The organism is Mycolicibacterium rhodesiae, assembly GCF_002086695.1.
GTDB classification, from domain to species: domain Bacteria; phylum Actinomycetota; class Actinomycetes; order Mycobacteriales; family Mycobacteriaceae; genus Mycobacterium; species Mycobacterium rhodesiae.
This window is the reverse complement of record NZ_MVIH01000010.1, coordinates 158,785-176,594: the sequence shown is the minus strand read 5'-3', so window position 1 is coordinate 176,594 and position 17,810 is coordinate 158,785. Positions and strand designations below refer to the sequence as shown.

General features: G+C 67.5%; 23 protein-coding genes. 13 read left to right on the top strand and 10 right to left on the bottom strand.

Annotation, left to right across the window (positions count from 1 at the left end; all coding sequences use genetic code 11):
• Window positions 1-22 precede the first annotated feature (22 nt).
• A complete protein-coding gene (locus BST42_RS20310; RefSeq protein ID WP_083121104.1) occupies window positions 23-1,561 on the top strand; it encodes an aldehyde dehydrogenase family protein in 1,539 nt (512 codons plus the stop codon).
• Between the two features lie 164 nt (window positions 1,562-1,725).
• Window positions 1,726-3,477: a sensor domain-containing diguanylate cyclase gene (locus tag BST42_RS20305; protein WP_083121103.1), complete on the top strand. Its 1,752-nt coding sequence runs from the start codon at window positions 1,726-1,728 to the stop codon at window positions 3,475-3,477.
• 4 nt (window positions 3,478-3,481) lie between these two features.
• Here the strand turns inward: BST42_RS20305 and BST42_RS20300 are convergent, their stop codons facing one another.
• Both BST42_RS20300 and BST42_RS20295 read right to left on the bottom strand, forming a co-directional pair.
• Entirely contained in the window at window positions 3,482-4,330 is an 849-nt protein-coding gene (locus BST42_RS20300) for an SDR family oxidoreductase (RefSeq protein WP_083121102.1), read from the bottom strand.
• 9 nt (window positions 4,331-4,339) lie between these two features.
• Complete coding sequence (locus BST42_RS20295; protein WP_083121101.1) at window positions 4,340-4,882, bottom strand: YbaK/EbsC family protein; 543 nt, start codon at window positions 4,880-4,882, stop codon at window positions 4,340-4,342.
• A gap of 190 nt (window positions 4,883-5,072) precedes the next feature.
• Here BST42_RS20295 and BST42_RS20290 point away from each other — a divergent pair, with 190 nt between their 5' ends.
• Together BST42_RS20290 and rsrA are read left to right on the top strand one after the other, a co-directional pair.
• On the top strand, window positions 5,073-5,708 hold the full coding sequence (locus BST42_RS20290; protein WP_207569542.1) for a sigma-70 family RNA polymerase sigma factor: 636 nt from the start codon (window positions 5,073-5,075) through the stop codon (window positions 5,706-5,708).
• Complete coding sequence (rsrA, locus tag BST42_RS20285; protein ID WP_083121100.1) at window positions 5,705-6,019, top strand: mycothiol system anti-sigma-R factor; 315 nt, start codon at window positions 5,705-5,707, stop codon at window positions 6,017-6,019. Before BST42_RS20290 ends, rsrA begins: the two co-directional genes overlap by 4 nt.
• 62 nt (window positions 6,020-6,081) lie before the next feature.
• On the opposite strand, the gene BST42_RS30485 is transcribed toward rsrA, so the two are convergent.
• Entirely contained in the window at window positions 6,082-6,156 is a 75-nt protein-coding gene (locus BST42_RS30485) for a 50S ribosomal protein bL37 (protein ID WP_085976028.1), read from the bottom strand.
• 139 nt (window positions 6,157-6,295) lie between these two features.
• Here BST42_RS30485 and BST42_RS20280 point away from each other — a divergent pair, with 139 nt between their 5' ends.
• Together BST42_RS20280 and BST42_RS20275 are read left to right on the top strand one after the other, a co-directional pair.
• Window positions 6,296-6,511 (top strand): biotin/lipoyl-binding carrier protein, encoded by a 216-nt coding sequence (locus tag BST42_RS20280; RefSeq protein ID WP_036345994.1) that lies wholly within the window; start codon window positions 6,296-6,298, stop codon window positions 6,509-6,511.
• Window positions 6,512-6,516: 5 nt separating this feature from the next.
• Window positions 6,517-8,013: a two-component system sensor histidine kinase PdtaS gene (locus BST42_RS20275; RefSeq protein WP_083121099.1), complete on the top strand. Its 1,497-nt coding sequence runs from the start codon at window positions 6,517-6,519 to the stop codon at window positions 8,011-8,013.
• Window positions 8,014-8,101: 88 nt separating this feature from the next.
• On the opposite strand, the gene BST42_RS20270 is transcribed toward BST42_RS20275, so the two are convergent.
• Both BST42_RS20270 and BST42_RS20265 read right to left on the bottom strand, forming a co-directional pair.
• Window positions 8,102-8,356 carry a WhiB family transcriptional regulator gene (locus tag BST42_RS20270; RefSeq protein WP_083121098.1) on the bottom strand — a complete coding sequence of 85 codons (255 nt, stop codon included), beginning with the start codon at window positions 8,354-8,356 and terminating at the stop codon, window positions 8,102-8,104.
• Window positions 8,357-8,605: 249 nt separating this feature from the next.
• On the bottom strand, window positions 8,606-9,577 hold the full coding sequence (locus BST42_RS20265) for a diacylglycerol/lipid kinase family protein (RefSeq protein ID WP_083121097.1): 972 nt from the start codon (window positions 9,575-9,577) through the stop codon (window positions 8,606-8,608).
• A gap of 91 nt (window positions 9,578-9,668) precedes the next feature.
• On the opposite strand from BST42_RS20265, the gene BST42_RS20260 reads away from it, so the two are divergent.
• Entirely contained in the window at window positions 9,669-10,142 is a 474-nt protein-coding gene (locus BST42_RS20260; protein WP_083121096.1) for a GtrA family protein, read from the top strand.
• Here the strand turns inward: BST42_RS20260 and BST42_RS20255 are convergent.
• Window positions 10,102-10,701, bottom strand: a complete 600-nt coding sequence (locus tag BST42_RS20255) for a TetR family transcriptional regulator (RefSeq protein WP_083121095.1) — start codon at window positions 10,699-10,701, stop codon at window positions 10,102-10,104. The two genes, BST42_RS20260 and BST42_RS20255, sit on opposite strands and share 41 nt — an antisense overlap.
• 99 nt (window positions 10,702-10,800) lie before the next feature.
• On the opposite strand from BST42_RS20255, the gene BST42_RS20250 reads away from it, so the two are divergent.
• The gene (locus tag BST42_RS20250) at window positions 10,801-11,634 is read left to right on the top strand and encodes a lysophospholipid acyltransferase family protein (protein WP_435406048.1); all 834 of its coding nucleotides are present in this window, start codon (window positions 10,801-10,803) and stop codon (window positions 11,632-11,634) included.
• Between the two features lie 46 nt (window positions 11,635-11,680).
• A complete protein-coding gene (locus BST42_RS20245) occupies window positions 11,681-12,070 on the top strand; it encodes a hypothetical protein (protein WP_083121139.1) in 390 nt (129 codons plus the stop codon).
• Here the strand turns inward: BST42_RS20245 and BST42_RS20240 are convergent.
• From BST42_RS20240 to BST42_RS20230, 3 genes are read right to left on the bottom strand one after another with little or no spacing between them, the layout of a single operon-like run.
• Window positions 12,067-12,546 (bottom strand): GNAT family N-acetyltransferase, encoded by a 480-nt coding sequence (locus BST42_RS20240; protein WP_083121094.1) that lies wholly within the window; start codon window positions 12,544-12,546, stop codon window positions 12,067-12,069. The two genes, BST42_RS20245 and BST42_RS20240, sit on opposite strands and share 4 nt — an antisense overlap.
• Window positions 12,543-13,637: an isochorismate synthase gene (locus tag BST42_RS20235; protein WP_083121093.1), complete on the bottom strand. Its 1,095-nt coding sequence runs from the start codon at window positions 13,635-13,637 to the stop codon at window positions 12,543-12,545. Before BST42_RS20235 ends, BST42_RS20240 begins: the two co-directional genes overlap by 4 nt.
• Window positions 13,637-14,248 carry an acid phosphatase gene (locus BST42_RS20230; RefSeq protein ID WP_083121092.1) on the bottom strand — a complete coding sequence of 204 codons (612 nt, stop codon included), beginning with the start codon at window positions 14,246-14,248 and terminating at the stop codon, window positions 13,637-13,639. Before BST42_RS20230 ends, BST42_RS20235 begins: the two co-directional genes overlap by 1 nt.
• A 70-nt stretch (window positions 14,249-14,318) precedes the next feature.
• Here BST42_RS20230 and BST42_RS20225 point away from each other — a divergent pair, with 70 nt between their 5' ends.
• The 4 genes from BST42_RS20225 (at window position 14,319) to BST42_RS20210 (ending at window position 16,584) form a co-directional block, all read left to right on the top strand.
• Complete coding sequence (locus tag BST42_RS20225) at window positions 14,319-15,119, top strand: ParA family protein (RefSeq protein WP_083121091.1); 801 nt, start codon at window positions 14,319-14,321, stop codon at window positions 15,117-15,119.
• 335 nt (window positions 15,120-15,454) lie between these two features.
• Window positions 15,455-15,760, top strand: a complete 306-nt coding sequence (locus tag BST42_RS20220) for a hypothetical protein (protein ID WP_133057488.1) — start codon at window positions 15,455-15,457, stop codon at window positions 15,758-15,760.
• A gap of 6 nt (window positions 15,761-15,766) precedes the next feature.
• Entirely contained in the window at window positions 15,767-16,024 is a 258-nt protein-coding gene (locus tag BST42_RS20215) for a hypothetical protein (protein WP_083121089.1), read from the top strand.
• Window positions 16,024-16,584: an LppA family lipoprotein gene (locus tag BST42_RS20210; RefSeq protein WP_083121088.1), complete on the top strand. Its 561-nt coding sequence runs from the start codon at window positions 16,024-16,026 to the stop codon at window positions 16,582-16,584. The genes BST42_RS20215 and BST42_RS20210 overlap by 1 nt, the downstream gene beginning before the upstream one ends.
• Here the strand turns inward: BST42_RS20210 and BST42_RS20205 are convergent.
• Window positions 16,581-17,810, bottom strand: coding sequence for an Rv3212 family protein (locus BST42_RS20205; RefSeq protein WP_083121087.1), 1,230 nt, complete (start codon window positions 17,808-17,810; stop codon window positions 16,581-16,583). The genes BST42_RS20210 and BST42_RS20205 overlap by 4 nt on opposite strands.

Sequence of the window (17,810 nt, the reverse complement as noted above, 5' to 3'; positions counted from 1 at the left end):
CTGACCAGCGAGAGGAGCGGCCATGACCGCCGTCGAGCCCAAGGCCGACAAGGCCACGATCACCGTGCACAACCCGGCCGACGGCCGCGTCGCCGGTTCCGTGCCGGTCGACGGTCCGGACGCCGTCGCGGCGAAAGCCCGCGAGCTCCGGTTGTTCCAGACCGAGTGGGAAGAGATCGGCCCGCGCGGACGCAAGGCCTGGATGTTCAAGTGGCAGGACTGGATCCTCGACAACGCCGATCACCTCACCGAGGTGTTGATGTCGGAGTCGGGTAAGTCGCGCAACGACGCCAGCCTCGAGCCGGTGGCGATCGCCGACTCGATCAAGTATTGGGCCGGCAATGCCGAAGCGTTCCTGGCCGACGCGCACCCCAAGCCGCACAGCCCGCTGTACAAAATCAAGAAGCTCACCACCCGCTACCGCCCGTACCAGCTGGTCGGGATCATCGAGCCGTGGAACTTCCCGTTGGCGATGCTGGCCCTCGACGTGGTGCCCGCGCTGGCTGCTGGGGCGGCGGTGTTGCTGAAACCGTCTGAGGTGACGCCACTTTCGGCCGTCGAGTTCGCCCGGGGCTGGACCGAGGTCGGTGCTCCGCCGGTGCTGAGCCTGGCGACCGGATACGGCGAGACCGGCGCCGCGGTCATCAACAATGCCGACTACGTCCACTTCACCGGGTCGACCGCCACCGGCCGCAAGGTCGCGGTGGCCTGCGCCGAGCGGCTGATCCCGTTCAGCCTGGAGCTCGGCGGCAAGGATCCGGCGATCGTGCTGGCCGACGCCGACATCGACCGTGCCGCCAACGGCATCGCCTGGGGTGGGATGTTCAACTCCGGACAGGTGTGCATCTCGGTGGAGCGGGTCTACGTCGAGGCCCCGGTGTACGACGAGTTCGTCGGCAAGCTCACCGCCAATGTCCGCAATATTGCTCAGGGCCAAGAAGATTCGGGCTTCAAGTACGACACCGGTGCGATGGCCACCGCGGCCCAGCGCGACATCGTCGACGGCCACGTCAAGGACGCTGTCGCCGCCGGGGCGCGGGTGCTGACCGGCGGCAAGCCCACCGGCGTCGGCACGTTCTACCAGCCGACCGTGCTGGCTGATGTCACCCCGACGATGTCCTGCATCGCCGAGGAGACCTTCGGCCCGACGCTGCCGGTGGTCAAGGTCGCCGACGAGGAGGAGGCCATCCGGTTGGCCAACGACTCGAAGTACGGGTTGTCGGCCACGGTGTGGACCGGTGACATCGAGCGCGGCGAACGGGTGGCTCGCCGGCTGGAATGCGGCGCCGTCAACATCAACGACGCACTGACCAACGTCTTCTGCCCGTCGCTTCCGATGGGCGGCTGGAAGGACTCCGGCATCGGCTACCGGGCCGGCGGCCCCAGCGGGCTGATCAAGTTCTGCCGCCAGCAGGCGATCACCGCTCCGCGAATTCCGACCCAGAAGTCGGAGCTGGTCTGGTACTCGTCGTCGCGTCGGCAGGGCCGGATCGCGCTGGCGGCGATGCGGGCGTTCGCGGGCAGCGGCCTGCGCCGCTTCGGGCTGCGCCCGAAGAACTAGCAGCGCGGACTCCGTCCGAAGAACTAGCAGCGCGGGCTGCGCCCGAAGAATCCACGAGGTGGACTTAGGTCATCTGCGTTTGCCGACGTAAGGCCCGGTGAATGCGCGTCTGCGTGGCACCCCGGTACGGCACAATGCCCGTACACCGTTGCACGGGGGATCCGATGGCCGAGACCGAACTCGACGCGCAGCTCGAAACGCTGGTGCACCGAGCCGGCCGTTCGGCGTTGGCGGTGGTCTTTGTCATCAGCGCCGTGAACTGGCTGGGTTGGGCGACCGGCGCCGAGCGGTTGACCAGAGTCTTTCGGTCGTGGCCGCAGATGACGCCGTGGGCCGCGCTGGTGATGGCCACCCTGGGTGTGGCGACCTTGTTGCAGTCCGGGCGCACCACCCCGGCTCGGGTGTGGGTTGCTCGTGGGCTGGCCGTGGCCTGCAGCGCGATTGCGCTCGTGTTCATCGGCGAGTATGCAACCGGCCGGTCATTCGGGGTGGACGCGCTGTGGTTCCCCGGCGGTGTCGCGGCCATGCAGAGGCCATGGCCGGGTCGACCGAGTGTGCAGACGGCGGTGACGTTCCTCTTGCTGGGGGTCGCGGTCGGACTGATGCGCCTGGACCATCGGGTGTTCAGGTCGTTGCGTTCACTGTGCCTGGTGTCCGCGGCGGTGATGCCGTTCCTGGTGACGGTGGTCTACACGTTTCAGGCGCTGTCCGTCATCGAAACGGCGCCGGCAACCGGCATGGGAATTGCGACCGCCATCGGCTTGCTGCTGCTGATCGCGGCGACCTTCGCCGGCCGCCTCGACGCGAATCCGGTGGCTTGGCTATTGGCGCGCCCCGATGGTCTCGGACTGCTCCGGATGGCCGCGTTGTTCGTCACCCTGCCGCTCGTCGTCGGGTTGTCTCGGCTGGCGTTCCTGGCCATCGGGGTCGAGGAAGGTGCGGTGTGGCCTCTGTCGATTTCCGCGGGGGCCGTCGTCATCGGCGTGGCGGTGTTCTACCTCAGTCAGCGGGAACAGCGCCTTCTCATCGACAGGGCACTCCTGATCCGCGAACGCGAAGATGCCGAAGCGCGCTACCGCATCCTTGCCGAGAATGCCGTGGACGCCGTCATCCACTTGCGCGACAGGCAGATCGTGTGGGCTTCGCCTTCTGTCCCAACGACTTTCGGTGATGGCCCGTGGGTCGGCGCGGACTTCGATCGCCACATCCACGCCGACGATGTGGGTTCGGTGGGGGTGGGCGGCCAGCGCGCAGGTGCAGCGGAACCGGCCGTCGAACGGTTCCGGATCGTCTGCGCCGACGGCGGATACCACTGGGTCGACTGTCGCTCAAAGCCGTACCTGGGCGCCGACGGGGATACCGACGGCGTGATCGCGGCCCTGCGCGTTGTCGATGACCAGGTCGAGTTCGAGCGCCGACTCGAGCGGCTGGCCCGGTTCGACGAACTCACCGGGCTGGTGAACCGGGCCGAGGCCATCGCCCGACTTGAATCAGCGCTGGCCGCGCTCGGCGGCGACGGCAGTTGCCTCGGCGTGCTCTTCTGCGATGTCGACGGTTTCAAGCGCATCAACGACCAGTGGGGTCACGCGGTCGGCGACATCGTGCTGGCGGCCCTGGCGGCCCGCATCCGCGAGTGCGTGCGTGAGGGGGACACGGTCGGACGCACCGGCGGGGACGAGATCCTGGTCCTCCTGCCCGCGGTCCGCGACCTCGACGCCGTCACCGCAATCGCGGAATCCATTCGGCATCGCGCGGCTGAACCGATCTTGCATCCAGGCGGAATCATCCAGGCCAGCTTGAGCATTGGCGCCACCCTCGCCGTTCCCGGTGAAACCGCCACCACTGCGACGGCGCGCGCCGACGAGGCGATGTACCGGGCCAAGGAGACCGGCCGCAACACCGTCGTCGGGGTGTAGCCCCCTAGGGGTTGCGGTAGCCGGGCGGATTGGGGGTGTCGACCCAGAGGTCCACCCCCAACTCCGAGCCCGGGATGCAGTCGTAGACCGACAGGTCGCTGACGCCGGAATCCACCAGCACGTCCTCGCACAGCAGCGTCTGTCCGGTGTATTCGCGGGCCGGCTTGCTCAGTACCGCGTAGGCGGCGTCGGCGTAGACCTCGGGCTTGCGGGAACGTGCCATCGCCTCATCACCGCCGAGCAGGTTCTGCACCGCCGCGGTGGCGACCATGGTGCGCGGCCACAGCGTGTTGGACGCGATACCGGCGTCACGCATCTCTTCGGCGATTCCCAACGCGCACAATGTCATTCCGAACTTCGCCATCATGTAGGGCGTCGGCTTGAGCCACTGGGATTCCAGCCGGATCGGCGGGGAGAGCGTGAGGATGTGTGGGTTCTCTCGGCCCTTCATGTGCGGGATGCAGGCTTGCGAGACGGCGTAGGTGCCGCGTACCTGGATGCCGTTCATCAAGTCGAACCGCTTGAGCGGCACCTCTTCGATGGAGCCGAGGTTGATGGCTGAGGCGTTGTTGACACAGATGTCGATGGCACCGAACTGCTCGACGGCCTTGGCCACGGCGGCGGCCACCGAGTCGCCGTCGCGGACGTCGCCGACGATCGGCAGAGCCTGGCCGCCGGCCTCCTCGATCTCCTTGGCGGCGGTGTAGATGGTGCCGGGCAGCTTGGGATGCGGTTCGGTGGTCTTGGCCACCAGCGCGATGTTGGCGCCGTCGGCGGCGACGCGCTTGGCGATGGCCAGGCCGATGCCGCGACTGGCTCCCGAGATGAACATGGTCTTGCCGGAGAAGGACATTCCGTCACCCTAGACGGCACGGATGTCGGCAGTCACCGCGTCGGTCAGCCGAATCAGATCCTGTGGTGCCAGTGCGACATCCCAGCCCCGCTTGCCCGCACTGCACAGGACTCGGTCATAGCCCAGCGCCGACGCGTCGACCACGGTCGGCAGCCGCTTGCGCTGCCCGAGCGGCGAGATGCCGCCCAGCACGTAACCGGTGGCCCGTTCGGCGGCGGCGCGCTCGGCCATCGCCGCCTTCGAGAGCCCCAGCGCGGCGGCCGCCGCTTTCAGCGACAGCTTCCACGGCACCGGCAAGACCGCCACCGCCAGCACCGAACCCGACGCGATCACCAGCGTCTTGAAGATCTGTTCGGCCACCACCGAATCGCCCGCGAGAGCGGCGACCGCCTCGTCGCCGTAGGAATCCGAGCGCGGGTCATGGTGGTAACGCAGCACCTCATGGGGTGCGCCGGCCGCAATCAGCGCGGCGATCGCCTGGGTGGCCGCACGACTCACGGGGCACAGAATAACCACGGGAAATAGTGCGGTGAGAAATCCTGTTGTGGACATTGGTCGCAGCTCTCGAGGCCCGCGACCCAAAAGATGTTGGTCACAGCCTTAGGATTGGAAGGAGAGAAGTCCGGTGTCAGCCGCAGTCTGCATGATGGCCGATGAGCAGGCACCCGCACTTTTCATCCGTCCGATACCGCTGCCGGAGCTTTTAAGGGGCACCGCGGCAGAAGGGACTGTGTCACCCACGATGACCGACATCGACATCGAGGCCCCGCAGCGCGAGGAGTCCGATGCGGAGTTGACGGCACGCTTCGAGCGTGACGCCATTCCGCTGCTGGACCAGCTGTACGGCGGCGCTCTCCGCATGACGCGCAACCCGGCTGATGCTGAAGACCTGTTGCAGGAAACCATGGTCAAGGCCTACGCCGGCTTCCGCTCGTTCCGCGAGGGCACCAACCTCAAAGCCTGGTTGTACCGGATTCTGACGAATACCTACATCAACAGTTACCGCAAGAAGCAGCGCCAGCCGGCTGAGTATCCGACCGAGGAGATCACCGACTGGCAGTTGGCGGCCAACGCCGAGCACACCTCCACAGGTCTGCGTTCGGCTGAGGTCGAGGCCCTCGAGCTGCTGCCCGACACCGAGATCAAGGAAGCTCTGCAGGCGTTGCCGGAGGAGTTTCGGATGGCGGTGTACTACGCCGACGTCGAGGGCTTCCCGTACAAGGAGATCGCCGAGATCATGGATACCCCGATCGGGACGGTGATGTCCCGGCTGCACCGAGGTAGGCGCCAGCTGCGCGGCCTGCTGGCCGACGTTGCCAAAGAGCGTGGCTTCGCCCGCGGTCAGATCGAGGATGCACCGGAGGAGGTGTCGTCATGAGCGACGATCAGGTATCGGGCAACGAAGCCGAGTGGCGCCCGCCCATCGGACCGATCGACCCCGACCACCCCGAGTGCGCTGCGGTGATCGCCGAGGTCTGGACGCTGCTCGACGGTGAATGCACCAATGAGACGCGAGACAGGCTGCGTCATCACCTCGAAGAGTGCCCGACGTGCCTTCGTCATTACGGCGTCGAGGAACGGATCAAGAAGCTGGTCGCGTCGCGGTGCAGTGGGGAGAAGGCACCCCAGCACCTGCTGGAGAAGGTACGGCTACAGATCAGCCAGACCACGATCATCCGGCGCGGCTGACGCGCCAACAAATAAAGGGCCCGGCATGATGCCGGGCCCTTTATTACTAGCCTGAGTGTGTATCAGGCGTTGGGCCGCCTGCCGTGATTGGCTTTGCTGTGCTTGCGGTCACGCTTCTTACGGCCACGCTTGGCCATGATGTACCTCCATTGATTGCAGCTGCATGGTTGAGCTCTGAATAAAGTGTCTCACGGCGCAGTCGAACCTCTGACCACCCGGTGTTGTGGTTCGATAGAGCGGCATTGAGAGACGAGCGGTACCAAGAGTGAGGTGAAGATGGCCGAGGATGTTCGCGCCGAGATCGTGGCCAGTGTGCTCGAGGTAGTGGTCAGCAAGGGCGACCAGATCGGCGCGGGAGACACCCTGGTGCTTCTGGAGTCCATGAAGATGGAGATCCCGGTGCTGGCCGAAGTCGGCGGCACCATCACCGAGGTCAGCGTGTCCGTGGGCGACGTCATCCAGGCCGGCGACCTCATTGCCGTGATCGACTAACTCCGGTGTCCACCCTCGGTGACCTGCTCGCCGAGCACACGATGCTGCCGGGCAGCGCGGTGGATCATCTGCATGCGGTGGTCGGCGAGTGGCAGCTGCTGGCGGACCTCTCGTTCGCCGACTATCTGATGTGGGTGCGCCGCGACGACGGCGCGCTGGTCTGCGTGGCCCAATGCCGACCCAACACGGCCCCGACGGTCCTGATCCGGGACGCCGTCGGCTCCGTCGTCGCGGACGGTGATCTGCCGCTGGTGACCTCGGCCTTCACCTCGGGGGCCATCGGGCGCGGAGACAGCGATCTCGAGCTGCGCGACCCCGGCATCAACGTCGAAGCGGTCCCGGTGCGCTACAACAACCAGGTCGTCGCCGTACTGACCCACCAGACCGCCCTGGCCGAGCGGCGCACCTCGTCGCCGCTGGAGCGGGCCTACCTGGACTGCGCGGGCAACCTCCTGCACATGCTGTCGGAGGGCACCTTCCCGAACGTCGGCGATCTGGCGCTGTCCCGATCGAGCCCACGCGTCGGCGACGGGTTCATCCGCCTCGACGTCGACGGCGTCGTCGCTTATGCCAGCCCCAACGCGTTGTCGGCCTATCACCGGATGGGTCTGGCCGCCGAGTTGGAGGGCCACAACCTGGTGGTCATCACCCGGCCGCTGATCTCCGACCCGTTCGAGGCTCAGGAGTTGGCCGAACACGTCCGCGACTCACTGTCCGGCGGGTCGAGCATGCGCCTGGAGGTCGATGCCGGGGGCGCCGCGGTGCTGCTGCGTACGCTGCCGCTGGTGGTTCACGGCGCCGCTGCGGGGGCGGCGGTGCTCATCCGGGACGTCACCGAGGTCAAGCGCCGCGACCGCGCTCTGCTGTCCAAGGACGCGACCATCCGCGAGATCCACCACCGGGTGAAGAACAACCTGCAGACCGTCGCCGCGCTGCTGCGCCTTCAGTCTCGCCGCACCAGCAACGAGGAGGCTCGCGAAGCCCTGATGGAGTCGGTGCGCCGGGTCGCCTCCATCGCCCAGGTCCACGAGGCGCTGTCGATGTCGGTGGACGAGGAGGTCAACCTCGACGAGGTGATCGACCGGATCCTACCGATCATGAACGACGTCGCCCGGGTCGATACCCCCATCCGCATCAACCGGGACGGGGCGTTGGGGGTGCTCGACGCCGACCGGGCCACCGCCCTGGTGATGGTGGTGACCGAGCTGGTGCAGAACGCCATCGAGCACGCCTTCGAGTCGACGGCCAAGCAGGGCTGCGTGACCATCCGGGCGGAGCGTTCGGCGCGGTGGCTGGACGTCGTCGTGCACGACGACGGGCGGGGGCTTCCCGAAGGGTTCTCGCTGGAGAAGTCCGACCGGCTCGGCCTACAGATCGTGCGCACGCTGGTCACCGCTGAGCTCGACGGCTCGCTGGGAATGCACGATGTCCCCGGCGGTGGGACCGATGTTGTGTTGCGGGTACCACTCGGCCGGCGTTCGAGTGCTCGACTTCCCCAATAGCAAATGTGACCGAGGCGACATTTGCAAATAGAAATCGCGGCCCCGGCATTTGCCGGGACCGCGATGTCAAGATTGTCGAAAGAGCGGGCTAGACGGTGCTGCGTGCGCGGGTGCGGGCGTTGCGACGCTTGAGCGCACGGCGCTCGTCCTCGCTCATGCCGCCCCAGACGCCGGCGTCCTGGCCGGATTCCAAAGCCCAGCTCAGGCACTCCGTCGTCACGGGACAACGGTTGCATACGAGCTTCGCGTCAGCGATCTGGGCGAGCGCCGGGCCGCTGTTCCCCACGGGGAAGAACAGTTCCGGATCCTCGTCACGGCAGACCGCCTTATGGCGCCAATCCATTTGTCGCTACTCCTTACTATGTGCGCAACGAAGCGCACTCGATTTTTCTTCGGCTGTTAATGCGGTGCACACAAATGTTTCTGTGTTGTTGCATCCGATCGTTTCACGTCCTCGACGGATGTCAATAGAACTCAGTTAACACGTGGGCAATGTCACTACAAGGTCTGGCTGGGGGTGGGTTACCGAACCCTCTATCCGTTTGTACTACACTCAACCCATCTGCGCCCTGAATCCTTCGGCGCAATCCCATTACTGCTGGTCAGCGCCCTTCGCTGCGGGCGGCGCGACGACGCAGAGGGCTCCCGGAACAACGCGGAACGTCATTTCCGCGCGCAAACCCAGAAAATCTCCGTCGATCTGGCTGGCGACCGGCTCGGTGGCGGTGACCCGCACCCACGCCACGTCGTCGTGGCGGATCAGGTGCTTGGCCTTGATCACCGGCTTCTTCGACAGCATCCGGCGCACCAGCATGAGGTTGCGCCAGACGTTCATGCTGGTGATCGCGAAGACGCCTAGGCCGGTCTCGAAGGTGGTGTCCGGGTTGGTCCACACCGGCCTGGTGTTGGCGTACGTCCACGGGCTGGAGTTGGAGATGAACGCGAAGTAGACGCCGCTCTGCGGTGGCTGGCCGGGCAGTTCGAGGGTCATCAGCGGCTCGTTGCGCGCGCTGGACAGCATCTCGCGGACCGCGACGCGGATGTAGCGGCCCGGGGTGACCTTGCGGCCCTTGGCGCGCTGCGCCTCGACGGCCGCGACCACGTCGCCGTCCACCCCCATGCCGGCGGTGAACACCGCCCAGCGCTCGCCGCAGTCCATCAGCCCGATCTCGCGCCAGGCTGCGCCGTTGCGGCGCGCACTGAGCAGGTCGACCAGCTGGTTCGTTGCCACGATCGGGTCGGGGCTGATCCCGAGCGCACGGGCGAACACGTTGGCCGAGCCGCCCGGCACCACCGCCACCGCGGGCATCGTCTCCGGTAATTCCCGGCCTGGCCTGCCCAGCAGCCCGTTGACCACTTCATTCACCGTTCCGTCGCCGCCGTGGACGATGATCACGTCGGTACCGTCGTTGCGGGCTGCTTCGGCGATCTCGATGGCGTGGCCGCGGTGGTCGGTGTGGACGACGGACAGGTCCACCCGGCTCTCCAGCGCGTGGGCGAGGAGGTCGCGGCCGGCCGCAGTGGTGGAAGTGGCGTTCGGGTTGACGATCAGGACGGCACGCACGAGCCATGAGCCTAGACGGGTGCGGGAGGGATGCTCGAAGTGTTTGTCTGCTCATCACGAAGCAGACAGCTGCCGGTGGCATGCTCGCGACGTGGTCGTGGGGTCGGAGCCGGGATCGGCCAGTGCCGTCGGCTGGTTCCACCGGGCCTGCGAGGCGGTGGTCGCGCGCCTGCCGTTCGGGCTGAATTCGGTTGTGCCGCCGACCTTTCTGGGCTTCGTGGTGATCAACTCCGGCACCTTCGCGCTCGACCTGCTGGTGCTCACGCTGCTGCACGGGGTGCTGCACGTGACGTTCGGGGCCGCGGTGACGGTGGCTTACGTGTGCGCCTTCGCGGCCAGCTATGTCCTCAACCGGGTAGTGAATTTTCAGTCGCACGGCGCGGTGGGACCGCAGGTGGGTGTCTACGTCGTCGTGGTGGCGATCAACTATCTGGCGTTCATCCTCGGTGTCTCCACCGCGTTGCGGGCCTTCGGTGTCGAGTACCACGTGGCCCGGATGGCGGCCGGCGGCTGCGAGGGCATCTTCATGTACTGCGCGATGCGGTGGGTGGTGTTCCGGCGCTAGGGGCGATGACGCGGGTCGCCGCCTCGATCGCCGCAGACCGCCGATGGGCCAGCACCGCCGCCGAGGTGGTCTCCGCAGCGGGGTCGGGCCAGTGCGCCCATGCCAGGGCGATCCCGAAGAGGACGACGATCAGATCGCCTGGATCCCACGCCGGGTCGACATGGCCCGTGGCCTGAGCCTCTTCGATCGCGGCGAGGGCCAGCTGGGGCAGGGGTAGCCCGTCAGCGCTGGGCGGCTCCAACGTCAGCCCCTCGAGGTGAGCCCACGCGACCATTCGGTGGTGCTCGGGCCTGCGCACGCTCAGGTCGAACATCCCGCCGACGAATTCCGGCACGTTGTCGGGCAGCATCCGGACCGCGTGGAAGAACTCCGCGACGTTGGCGGTGAGCACCTCGCGAAACAGCGTCTCTTTATCGCCGAAGTGCGCGTACAGGCGCTCTTTGCTGGCGCTGGCTGCCGCCGCAATGCGGTCGATGCGGGCGCCGGCGAACCCGCACCGCGCGAACTCGCCGCGAGCCGCGGCCAGAATCTCCTCCCGCAGCTCTGAGGTGCTTCTCATGAAGAGCGAGTATAAAGAACGAACTAGTTCGTCTGGACGATGGGAGCGGTCGACATGGTCGCCGAGAGCAGCCAAGCAACGGTCGACGTGTCGGCCGTCATGAATCACCCGCCGCGGGTCCGCGCCATCAAGCAGGTGCTGGGAGCCGTCGCCGACGGTATCCAGCCGGTGGTCGACCTGTGGCGCCCGTACGTCGACGGGTTGCACAACCTGCCCGCTGACGGCCGATTTCTGTTGGTGGGCAACCACACTCAGGGCGGTGCCGAGGCATTCCTGATCCCGTACGTCGTGCGCAGGCAGATCGGGGTCCGGGTGCGGCCGCTGGCCGACCGTCAGTTCGGCCAGATCCGTGGCCTGTTCGGCGACCTGCTGGCGGCATTCGGCGGCGTTGTCGGCGCCCCGGAGACCGCACGGGAACTCATGCGCCACGACCAGACCATCCTGGTCTTCCCGGGCGGCGGTCGGGAGATCCCGAAATTCAAGGGCGAGGAATACACCCTGCGTTGGCAGGGCCGGTCCGGATTCGCGCGGATCGCGGTGGAGAACGGATATCCCATCATTCCGGTGGGACTGGTCGGCGGTGACGACGTGTACCGGAGCATGACGTCGCGGGACAGCACGTGGGGTCGGTTCAGCCAGGCCCTGAGCGGCCGCTTCGGCGGCCGCCAAGACATGGCGATGCCATTGATGCGCGGCATCGGACCGACCCTCATTCCTCGGCCGGAGCGGATGTACCTACGGTTCGGCACACCGGTCGACACCACCACGCCGGCGGGCGTCGACGCTACGGGCTGGGCTGAGGAGGTGAAGCGCCGTACGCAGACCGCGCTCGAGCAGATTCTCGATGACCTTCTCGGTCTGCGGGAGACCGATCCCTACCGGAGCCTCAGCCCGCTGGGCTGGTCTCGCGCCGCGCGTCCCGGATCGCCATAGGCCGCGCGGCCCCGATGGGCACAACGTGACCCGCTACCTTACGAAGGTGACCGAATCCGTTGTCCCGCCCGTGGTCCGCTACGCCGGCTTCGTGGCGGCTGCTGAAGGTGTGGTGGCGATCGTCGTGGCCGTGGTGCTGGTGGTGCGCGCTCTGGCGGGCGCTGACCAGCACATCGTCAACGGGTACGGCACGGCAGGCTGGTTCGCGGTGATGGGCGGGGCGGTGGCAGCCGCCGGTTGGGGGCTGATCACCGGGCGTCGCTGGGGTCGGGGCATCGCGGTGTTCGCCAACCTGCTGCTGCTGCCGGTGGCCTGGTACATCGTGGCCGCCCACCAGCCGATCTATGCGATCGCCATGGGTGGGGTGGCAATTGCGGTGCTGGCGTTGCTGTTCAGCCCGCCCGCGCTGCGCTGGGCGTCGCGGGCCGGCGGCTAGACCTCAGCTGCCAGCGCCGCAAGCTCCGGGCCGCTCACGCGGTAGTTGATCCACTCCGACATCTGCTTGCCGCCGACGGCGTCGTAGAGCGCGATCGCGTTGACGTTCCAGTCCAGCACTTCCCACGCCAGGCGGGTATAGCCGTTGTCGACGCAGACCTTGGCCAGCGTCGCGAGCAGCGTGCGGGCCAGGCCGCGCCTGCGGAACTTGTCGCGGACGAACAGGTCTTCCAGGTAGATGCCGGCCACGCCGTCCCAGGTGGAGAAGGTTCGGAACCACAGCGCCACCGCGGCGGCTTCGCCGTCGACCTCGACCACGTGGCAGGATCCAACCGGATTGTCGCCGAAAAGCGCTGCGGTGATCTGACTTTCGGTCACGGTGCACTGATCGATGGCGTGCTCGAACTCGGCGAGTTCGCGGATCATCGCGACGATCTCGGGCTCGTCGCCGGGACGGGCCATCCGGATCACGGTCATTGCTGCACCCCCAGGGCTGACAGAATGGTTGTGAATTTCGTTGTGGTCTCAGCGACTTCGTCATCCGGGTCGGATTCGGCGACGATACCGCCGCCGGCCTGGGCGAGCGCCCCCAACCGGTCGGCGGACAGTTGCGCGCCGCGGATCGCCACCACCCATCGGCCGTCGCCGCGAGCGTCGCACCAGCCCACTGCGCCTGCGTAGAAGCCGCGGTCACCTTCGAGCTGCGCGATCAGATCGACCGCTGCCGCGGTGGGCACCCCGCCCACCGCCGGGGTGGGATGCAGTGCCAGCGCTAAATCGAGTGCGGTGGTGGAGGTGTCGCGCAACCGGCCGCGGATCGGGGTGGACAGATGCCACAGTGCGGCGGTGCGGCTCAGTTGCGGTTGCGGCGCGATCTCCAGATCGGCGCACAGCGGTTCGAGCGCAGCGCGCATCGTGTCGACGACCAGCTGATGTTCGTGGCGGTTCTTGCCCGATTCGGCCAGCGCGGCACCGTTGGCGGCGTCGGTCTGCGGATCGGCCGATCGCGGCGCGGACCCGGCGAACGGCTGGCAGGTCACCACCTCACCGGAGCGGGCGACCAGCAGTTCGGGGCTGGCCCCCACCAGCGCGGTGCCCGCGTGGTCACCGCCCGCGACGGACAGGTCGGCCAGGTAGGCGCATGCTTCGGCGTCGGCGGCCACCAGGCGGTCCAGGATCGCGCGTGCGTCGAGTGGCCCGTCAGCGACCAGACGCAGCGCCCGCGCCAAAACGACCTTCTGCAAAGCACTTTCGGGCGCGGTCAGGCGATCCAGCGCAGCGCGGATTCGGGCACGATGCTCCGCGGGCGCCGGTAGCATCGCCTCGACACGCACCGCGGGCAGCGGCGCCGTCGACCAGGACGGAAGGGCGTCGCGGAACGTCACCGTCGTCGGCGTCAGCAGCGCCGTCCTGCTCCGGATGTCGAACGGCAGCGCGCCCACCAGCACGTCCGCCGAACCGTCGGCCAGCGCCGCCGCCGCTGCCGCGACGTCGTCGTACCCCGTCCGGATCCCCTCGGCGACGACTGTCCCGGCGGGGCCGCTCAGCACAAACGACGGAAGGGCCATCACGTCCCGGTGACCGGCTCGCGGTGGCTGGTCAAGCCCAGCGCCGAGAGCTGCCGCAGGCCGTATTCGAAGCCGCACACCGCCACCGAGGCAGCGCCGAACCCGTAGCGCGCACCCTCACGCAGTGGCTGCTCCACCCAGCGCGTCACCACCGAGCGGGAGAAATGCCCGTGGCCGACGAACACCACGTCACGGTCGACCATACGTTCCAGCGCGTAGGACACCGCCTGGTCGGCCCGCATGCTGACCTGGTCGACGCTCTCACCGCCGGGGCAGCCGTAGGTCCACAGCAGCCAGCCCGGGGTGTCGGTGCGGATCTGGTGGGTGGTCAGGCCTTCGTAGTCGCCGTAATTCCACTCCGACAGCAGCGGCGACACGTCGTCGACCGTCAGACCGGCCAGCTCGGCGGTGGCCAGGGCGCGCTTGCGGGGGCTGCTGACCACCAGTGGGTTGTCCAGTCCGAGGTGCTCGATCGTGTGCGCGGCCAGTTTGGCCTGCTCGCGCCCGTGCTCGGTGAGATCGAGGTCGGTGGTACTGGTGTGCTGACCGCTCTTGGACCACTCGGTCTCGCCGTGCCGAAGCAGGACCAACCGATGCGTACCGACACTCACGATGATTGATTCTGCCCGATGACCAGGCGCGCCGTGGCAGCCGGGACGTAACGGCGGCGAACCTGCAAGGATGGTCCGTGTGACCCGAGTATTGGCGGTGGCCAACCAGAAGGGTGGGGTGGCCAAGACAACCACGGTCGCGTCTCTTGGGGCGGCTTTCACCGATGCGGGCAAGCGTGTCTTGCTCGTCGACCTGGACCCGCAGGGGTGCCTGACGTTTTCGCTGGGCACTGATCCGGACAAGTTGGCGGTGTCGGTGCACGAGGTGCTGCTCGGCGACGTCGAACCCAACGCGGCGCTGGTGGAGACGACCGAAGGCATGACGCTGCTGCCGGCCAACATCGACCTCGCCGGTGCGGAAGCCATGCTGCTGATGCGCGCCGGACGCGAGTACGCGCTCAAGCGCGCGCTGGACAAGCTCGACCAGTTCGACGTGGTGATCATCGACTGTCCGCCGTCGCTGGGTGTGCTCACCCTCAACGGGCTGACGGCGGCTGACGAGGTGATCGTGCCGCTTCAGTGCGAGACGCTGGCGCACCGCGGGGTCGGCCAGTTCCTGCGCACCGTCGACGACGTGCAGCAGATCACCAACCCGAACCTGAAGCTGTTGGGTGCCTTGCCCACGTTGTACGACTCGCGCACCACGCACAGCCGCGACGTGCTGCTCGACGTCGCCGACCGTTACGACCTGCCGGTGTTGGCCCCGCCGATTCCGCGCACGGTCCGCTTCGCCGAGGCAAGCGCATCCGGTTCGTCGGTTCTGGCAGGGCGAAAGAGCAAGGGCGGCACCGCATATCGTGATCTGGCGGCCGCGCTGCTGAAGCATTGGAAGTCCGGCAAAGCGCTGCCGACCTTCACTCCCGAGGTCTAGGTCTACAGCTCGGCCCTGGTCCCCGCGGATGAGGGGGCCGTCCACCCACGAGACCGGCCCGATAAATCGCCTCGGGCAGCCGGCTGCAGCGGTGACTTTCGGCGTCGAGCCGGGCGTCGGTATGGTGGCAGCCAGCAAACCAGCGAAAGCCAGGGGGACACGTGGCCGAGCCTATTGAGCGCGCTTCAACCAGGACGGGCCTCCGCCGCTGGCTGTGGTTGCTGGCCGTCGTGATCATCGGCGCAGTTATCGCCACCTTCTGGACCCTCCGCAGCACCCACCACACCCAAAATGATTGCGCAGCAATAGAACCCCTGGGGCCGCAGTGGAGCGCGATGCAACAGTCGATCGCGAAGCTGGGCAGCGGACCCGGTGACACCTCAGACCTGCTCAAGATCGCCGAACAGGAATCGGCCATGAGCGACAAGATCCGGGCCGCCGCCTCGTCGGTGACAGCCCCGGACCTCGAGGACCAGCTCAGCAAGTGGGCCGACGGTGCGGCCCTGTCAGCCAAAGCCCAACGCGACGCCGCCACCGCCCCCGCCCCCGCCGGCGGCGACGCCGACACGATGCGAGCCGCTCAACTCACCTTCGACGCCACCGCCGCACTCGGCAAAAGCTGCCCCAACCTGCACCTCTGATCGCCGATGCTGCCCACCGTCGTCGTCATCCTCAAGGTGGCACTGCTGGTGTTCATCGTCGGTGGCGTCGTCGCGATCGTCACCCGCGGCATTCGCCGCTCCCACGCCAACAGGGGTGACCCCAAGTGGAGGCCGTCCCGAAATCAGCCGGGCTTCGAGGCGTCCGCCCACGGAGCGATGCCCAGCACGCCGCTGCCGGAATGGGTGGACTGGGAAGACGGTGAATCCGATAACAATCCCCGCCGTAAGTCCGAGGGGCGCTGATGCATACCCGGATTGCTGTACTGCTGGCCGCGGTGTGCACCGCCGCGGCGGCCTGTGGCCACGGCGGCACCCCTCACGGGGAGGGCTACGCGACTCCCGAACACATCGCCGCGCTCGATCAACAGCTGCGCGCCAAACCGCCGCTGGAAGCGGCGCAACAGCAATACCGCGACATTCTTCATGGGGTAGCCACCCAGATCGCCGATCTCACCCCGGACAGCACCTGGCAGACCGTGCAAGACGAGTGGACCGGCTGCGGCGGTGACTACGCGCACACACCCGGCAAGGCTGCTCACTTCTTGATCAGTTTCAGCGCGCCCATCTCTGACGACCGGTGGCCGCAGGCCGTGGACATCCTCAAACGGGGCGCGCAAACGTTGGGCACCAACCACTTTGGGACGACCAAAGACAGCGCCGGTGACCACGACGTCTACCTGCAAGGCTCCGATGGGATCCTATTTCAGCTGTCTACGCAGAAAGCGGCAGCCCTGAGTGCCCGCTCGGATTGCCGCATGGCTCAAGCCGACCTCTCGGCTGCGGGGTCAACACCGCCGAGTTAGGTCTTCGGGCCGAACACGGCCAGCGCGCCACCGCGCTGTTCGATCACTGACGAGCCGGTGACGGCGGGCACCACCGGTCCCGTGCCGGCCGGGTGGGTGACGGCGATGATCCGCTCGCTGGCGCCGCTGCCCGGGTCGTACACCCCGATGCCGTTGGTCAGCGGGATGAGCAGCCGGCCCGCCATCATCGCGCCCGGGCCCAGCGGGGCCACCGCAGCCGATGCCTCGATGGTGTAGCGGTAGGACAGCCGCGCATCGAACACTTCCACGCTGTCGCCGGTCCACCAGGTGTACAAATCGCCGGCGTGAGTGACGGCCTGGGCCGGATTGGCAAGCACCGGAGCCTTTTTCAACAACGTGCTGGCGATCTTGGTGCCGGTGTCGTCGTACACAGCGATCTGGGGTTGCGGGGACGGCAGGTACACCGCGGTGGTGGTGCCCGACACCGCCAGCACGCGGGCCTCGGAATCGGCGCCGACGCCGGGCAGCGGCACGTTCTTGGTGTCGGGCTCGTCTTCTTCCTTCGCCGGCTTGAGCAGCGTCAGGCGCAGGTCTTTCTGGTCGCGGCAGGCTTCCATCACCGACACGGCCTCGTCACTGGCCGCCGCCGACATCAGGGTGCAGCCGGCACCGACGCCTTGGTTGACGGGTTTGACCCGGGCATCGATCTCGCCGTAGGACAGCATGCGCACAAGATCTGAGCGCCACAGTTCCAGCCGGGTGGGACCGGCCGACAGCACGGCGCTGCCGTTGGAGCTGAGCACCACCTGCTTGTCGGCGTAGGCGGTGCGGGTCGGTCCGCGGTGGCCGGTGCCGCCGTTGATGCTGCTGACCTGTCCGCAGCCACGCGAATCCGGATACACCGCGACAGCAAGGTCGTAGACGTAGGACACCCCGCACAGGTTGGTATCGCGGGCGAACGTCCACCGGATCTGACCGCTCTGCGGGTCATGCCCGTCGACGGTCCGCCCGTCGCCGGTCACCACGGTGCCGCCAACGACGATCGGGCTCAGCGTGCGCGGGCTGCTCGCGGTCCACAACTGTTGCAGCACGTCGGGAACCACCCGTGCCGGAATCGGGTTGGGCGCCGGTGAGGTGGCGGGCCGGCTGATCGTGGCCCGCGCAGAGCTGTTCCACCAGAACAGCGCGGCGATGACGGCCACGACAAGCGCGATCGTCGCCGCGGCGACGAGATCGCCCTTGGTGCGGCGCTCGGGTCTGACCAT

What these genes read in the sequence shown, in the direction of transcription:
- BST42_RS20310 (WP_083121104.1), top strand. Translation starts at nt 23, where the DNA reads ATGACCGCCGTCGAGCCCAAGGCCGACAAGGCCACGATCACCGTGCAC.
- BST42_RS20305 (WP_083121103.1), top strand. Translation starts at nt 1,726, where the DNA reads ATGGCCGAGACCGAACTCGACGCGCAGCTCGAAACGCTGGTGCACCGA.
- BST42_RS20300 (WP_083121102.1), bottom strand. Translation starts at nt 4,330, where the DNA reads ATGTCCTTCTCCGGCAAGACCATGTTCATCTCGGGAGCCAGTCGCGGC.
- BST42_RS20295 (WP_083121101.1), bottom strand. Translation starts at nt 4,882, where the DNA reads ATGTCCACAACAGGATTTCTCACCGCACTATTTCCCGTGGTTATTCTG.
- BST42_RS20290 (WP_207569542.1), top strand. Translation starts at nt 5,073, where the DNA reads ATGACCGACATCGACATCGAGGCCCCGCAGCGCGAGGAGTCCGATGCG.
- rsrA (WP_083121100.1), top strand. Translation starts at nt 5,705, where the DNA reads ATGAGCGACGATCAGGTATCGGGCAACGAAGCCGAGTGGCGCCCGCCC.
- BST42_RS20280 (WP_036345994.1), top strand. Translation starts at nt 6,296, where the DNA reads ATGGCCGAGGATGTTCGCGCCGAGATCGTGGCCAGTGTGCTCGAGGTA.
- BST42_RS20270 (WP_083121098.1), bottom strand. Translation starts at nt 8,356, where the DNA reads ATGGATTGGCGCCATAAGGCGGTCTGCCGTGACGAGGATCCGGAACTG.
- BST42_RS20255 (WP_083121095.1), bottom strand. Translation starts at nt 10,701, where the DNA reads ATGAGAAGCACCTCAGAGCTGCGGGAGGAGATTCTGGCCGCGGCTCGC.
- BST42_RS20250 (WP_435406048.1), top strand. Translation starts at nt 10,801, where the DNA reads ATGAATCACCCGCCGCGGGTCCGCGCCATCAAGCAGGTGCTGGGAGCC.
- BST42_RS20240 (WP_083121094.1), bottom strand. Translation starts at nt 12,546, where the DNA reads ATGACCGTGATCCGGATGGCCCGTCCCGGCGACGAGCCCGAGATCGTC.
- BST42_RS20235 (WP_083121093.1), bottom strand. Translation starts at nt 13,637, where the DNA reads ATGGCCCTTCCGTCGTTTGTGCTGAGCGGCCCCGCCGGGACAGTCGTC.
- BST42_RS20225 (WP_083121091.1), top strand. Translation starts at nt 14,319, where the DNA reads ATGGTCCGTGTGACCCGAGTATTGGCGGTGGCCAACCAGAAGGGTGGG.
- BST42_RS20220 (WP_133057488.1), top strand. Translation starts at nt 15,455, where the DNA reads ATGCAACAGTCGATCGCGAAGCTGGGCAGCGGACCCGGTGACACCTCA.
- BST42_RS20215 (WP_083121089.1), top strand. Translation starts at nt 15,767, where the DNA reads ATGCTGCCCACCGTCGTCGTCATCCTCAAGGTGGCACTGCTGGTGTTC.
- BST42_RS20210 (WP_083121088.1), top strand. Translation starts at nt 16,024, where the DNA reads ATGCATACCCGGATTGCTGTACTGCTGGCCGCGGTGTGCACCGCCGCG.
- BST42_RS20205 (WP_083121087.1), bottom strand. Translation starts at nt 17,810, where the DNA reads ATGGTCAGACCCGAGCGCCGCACCAAGGGCGATCTCGTCGCCGCGGCG.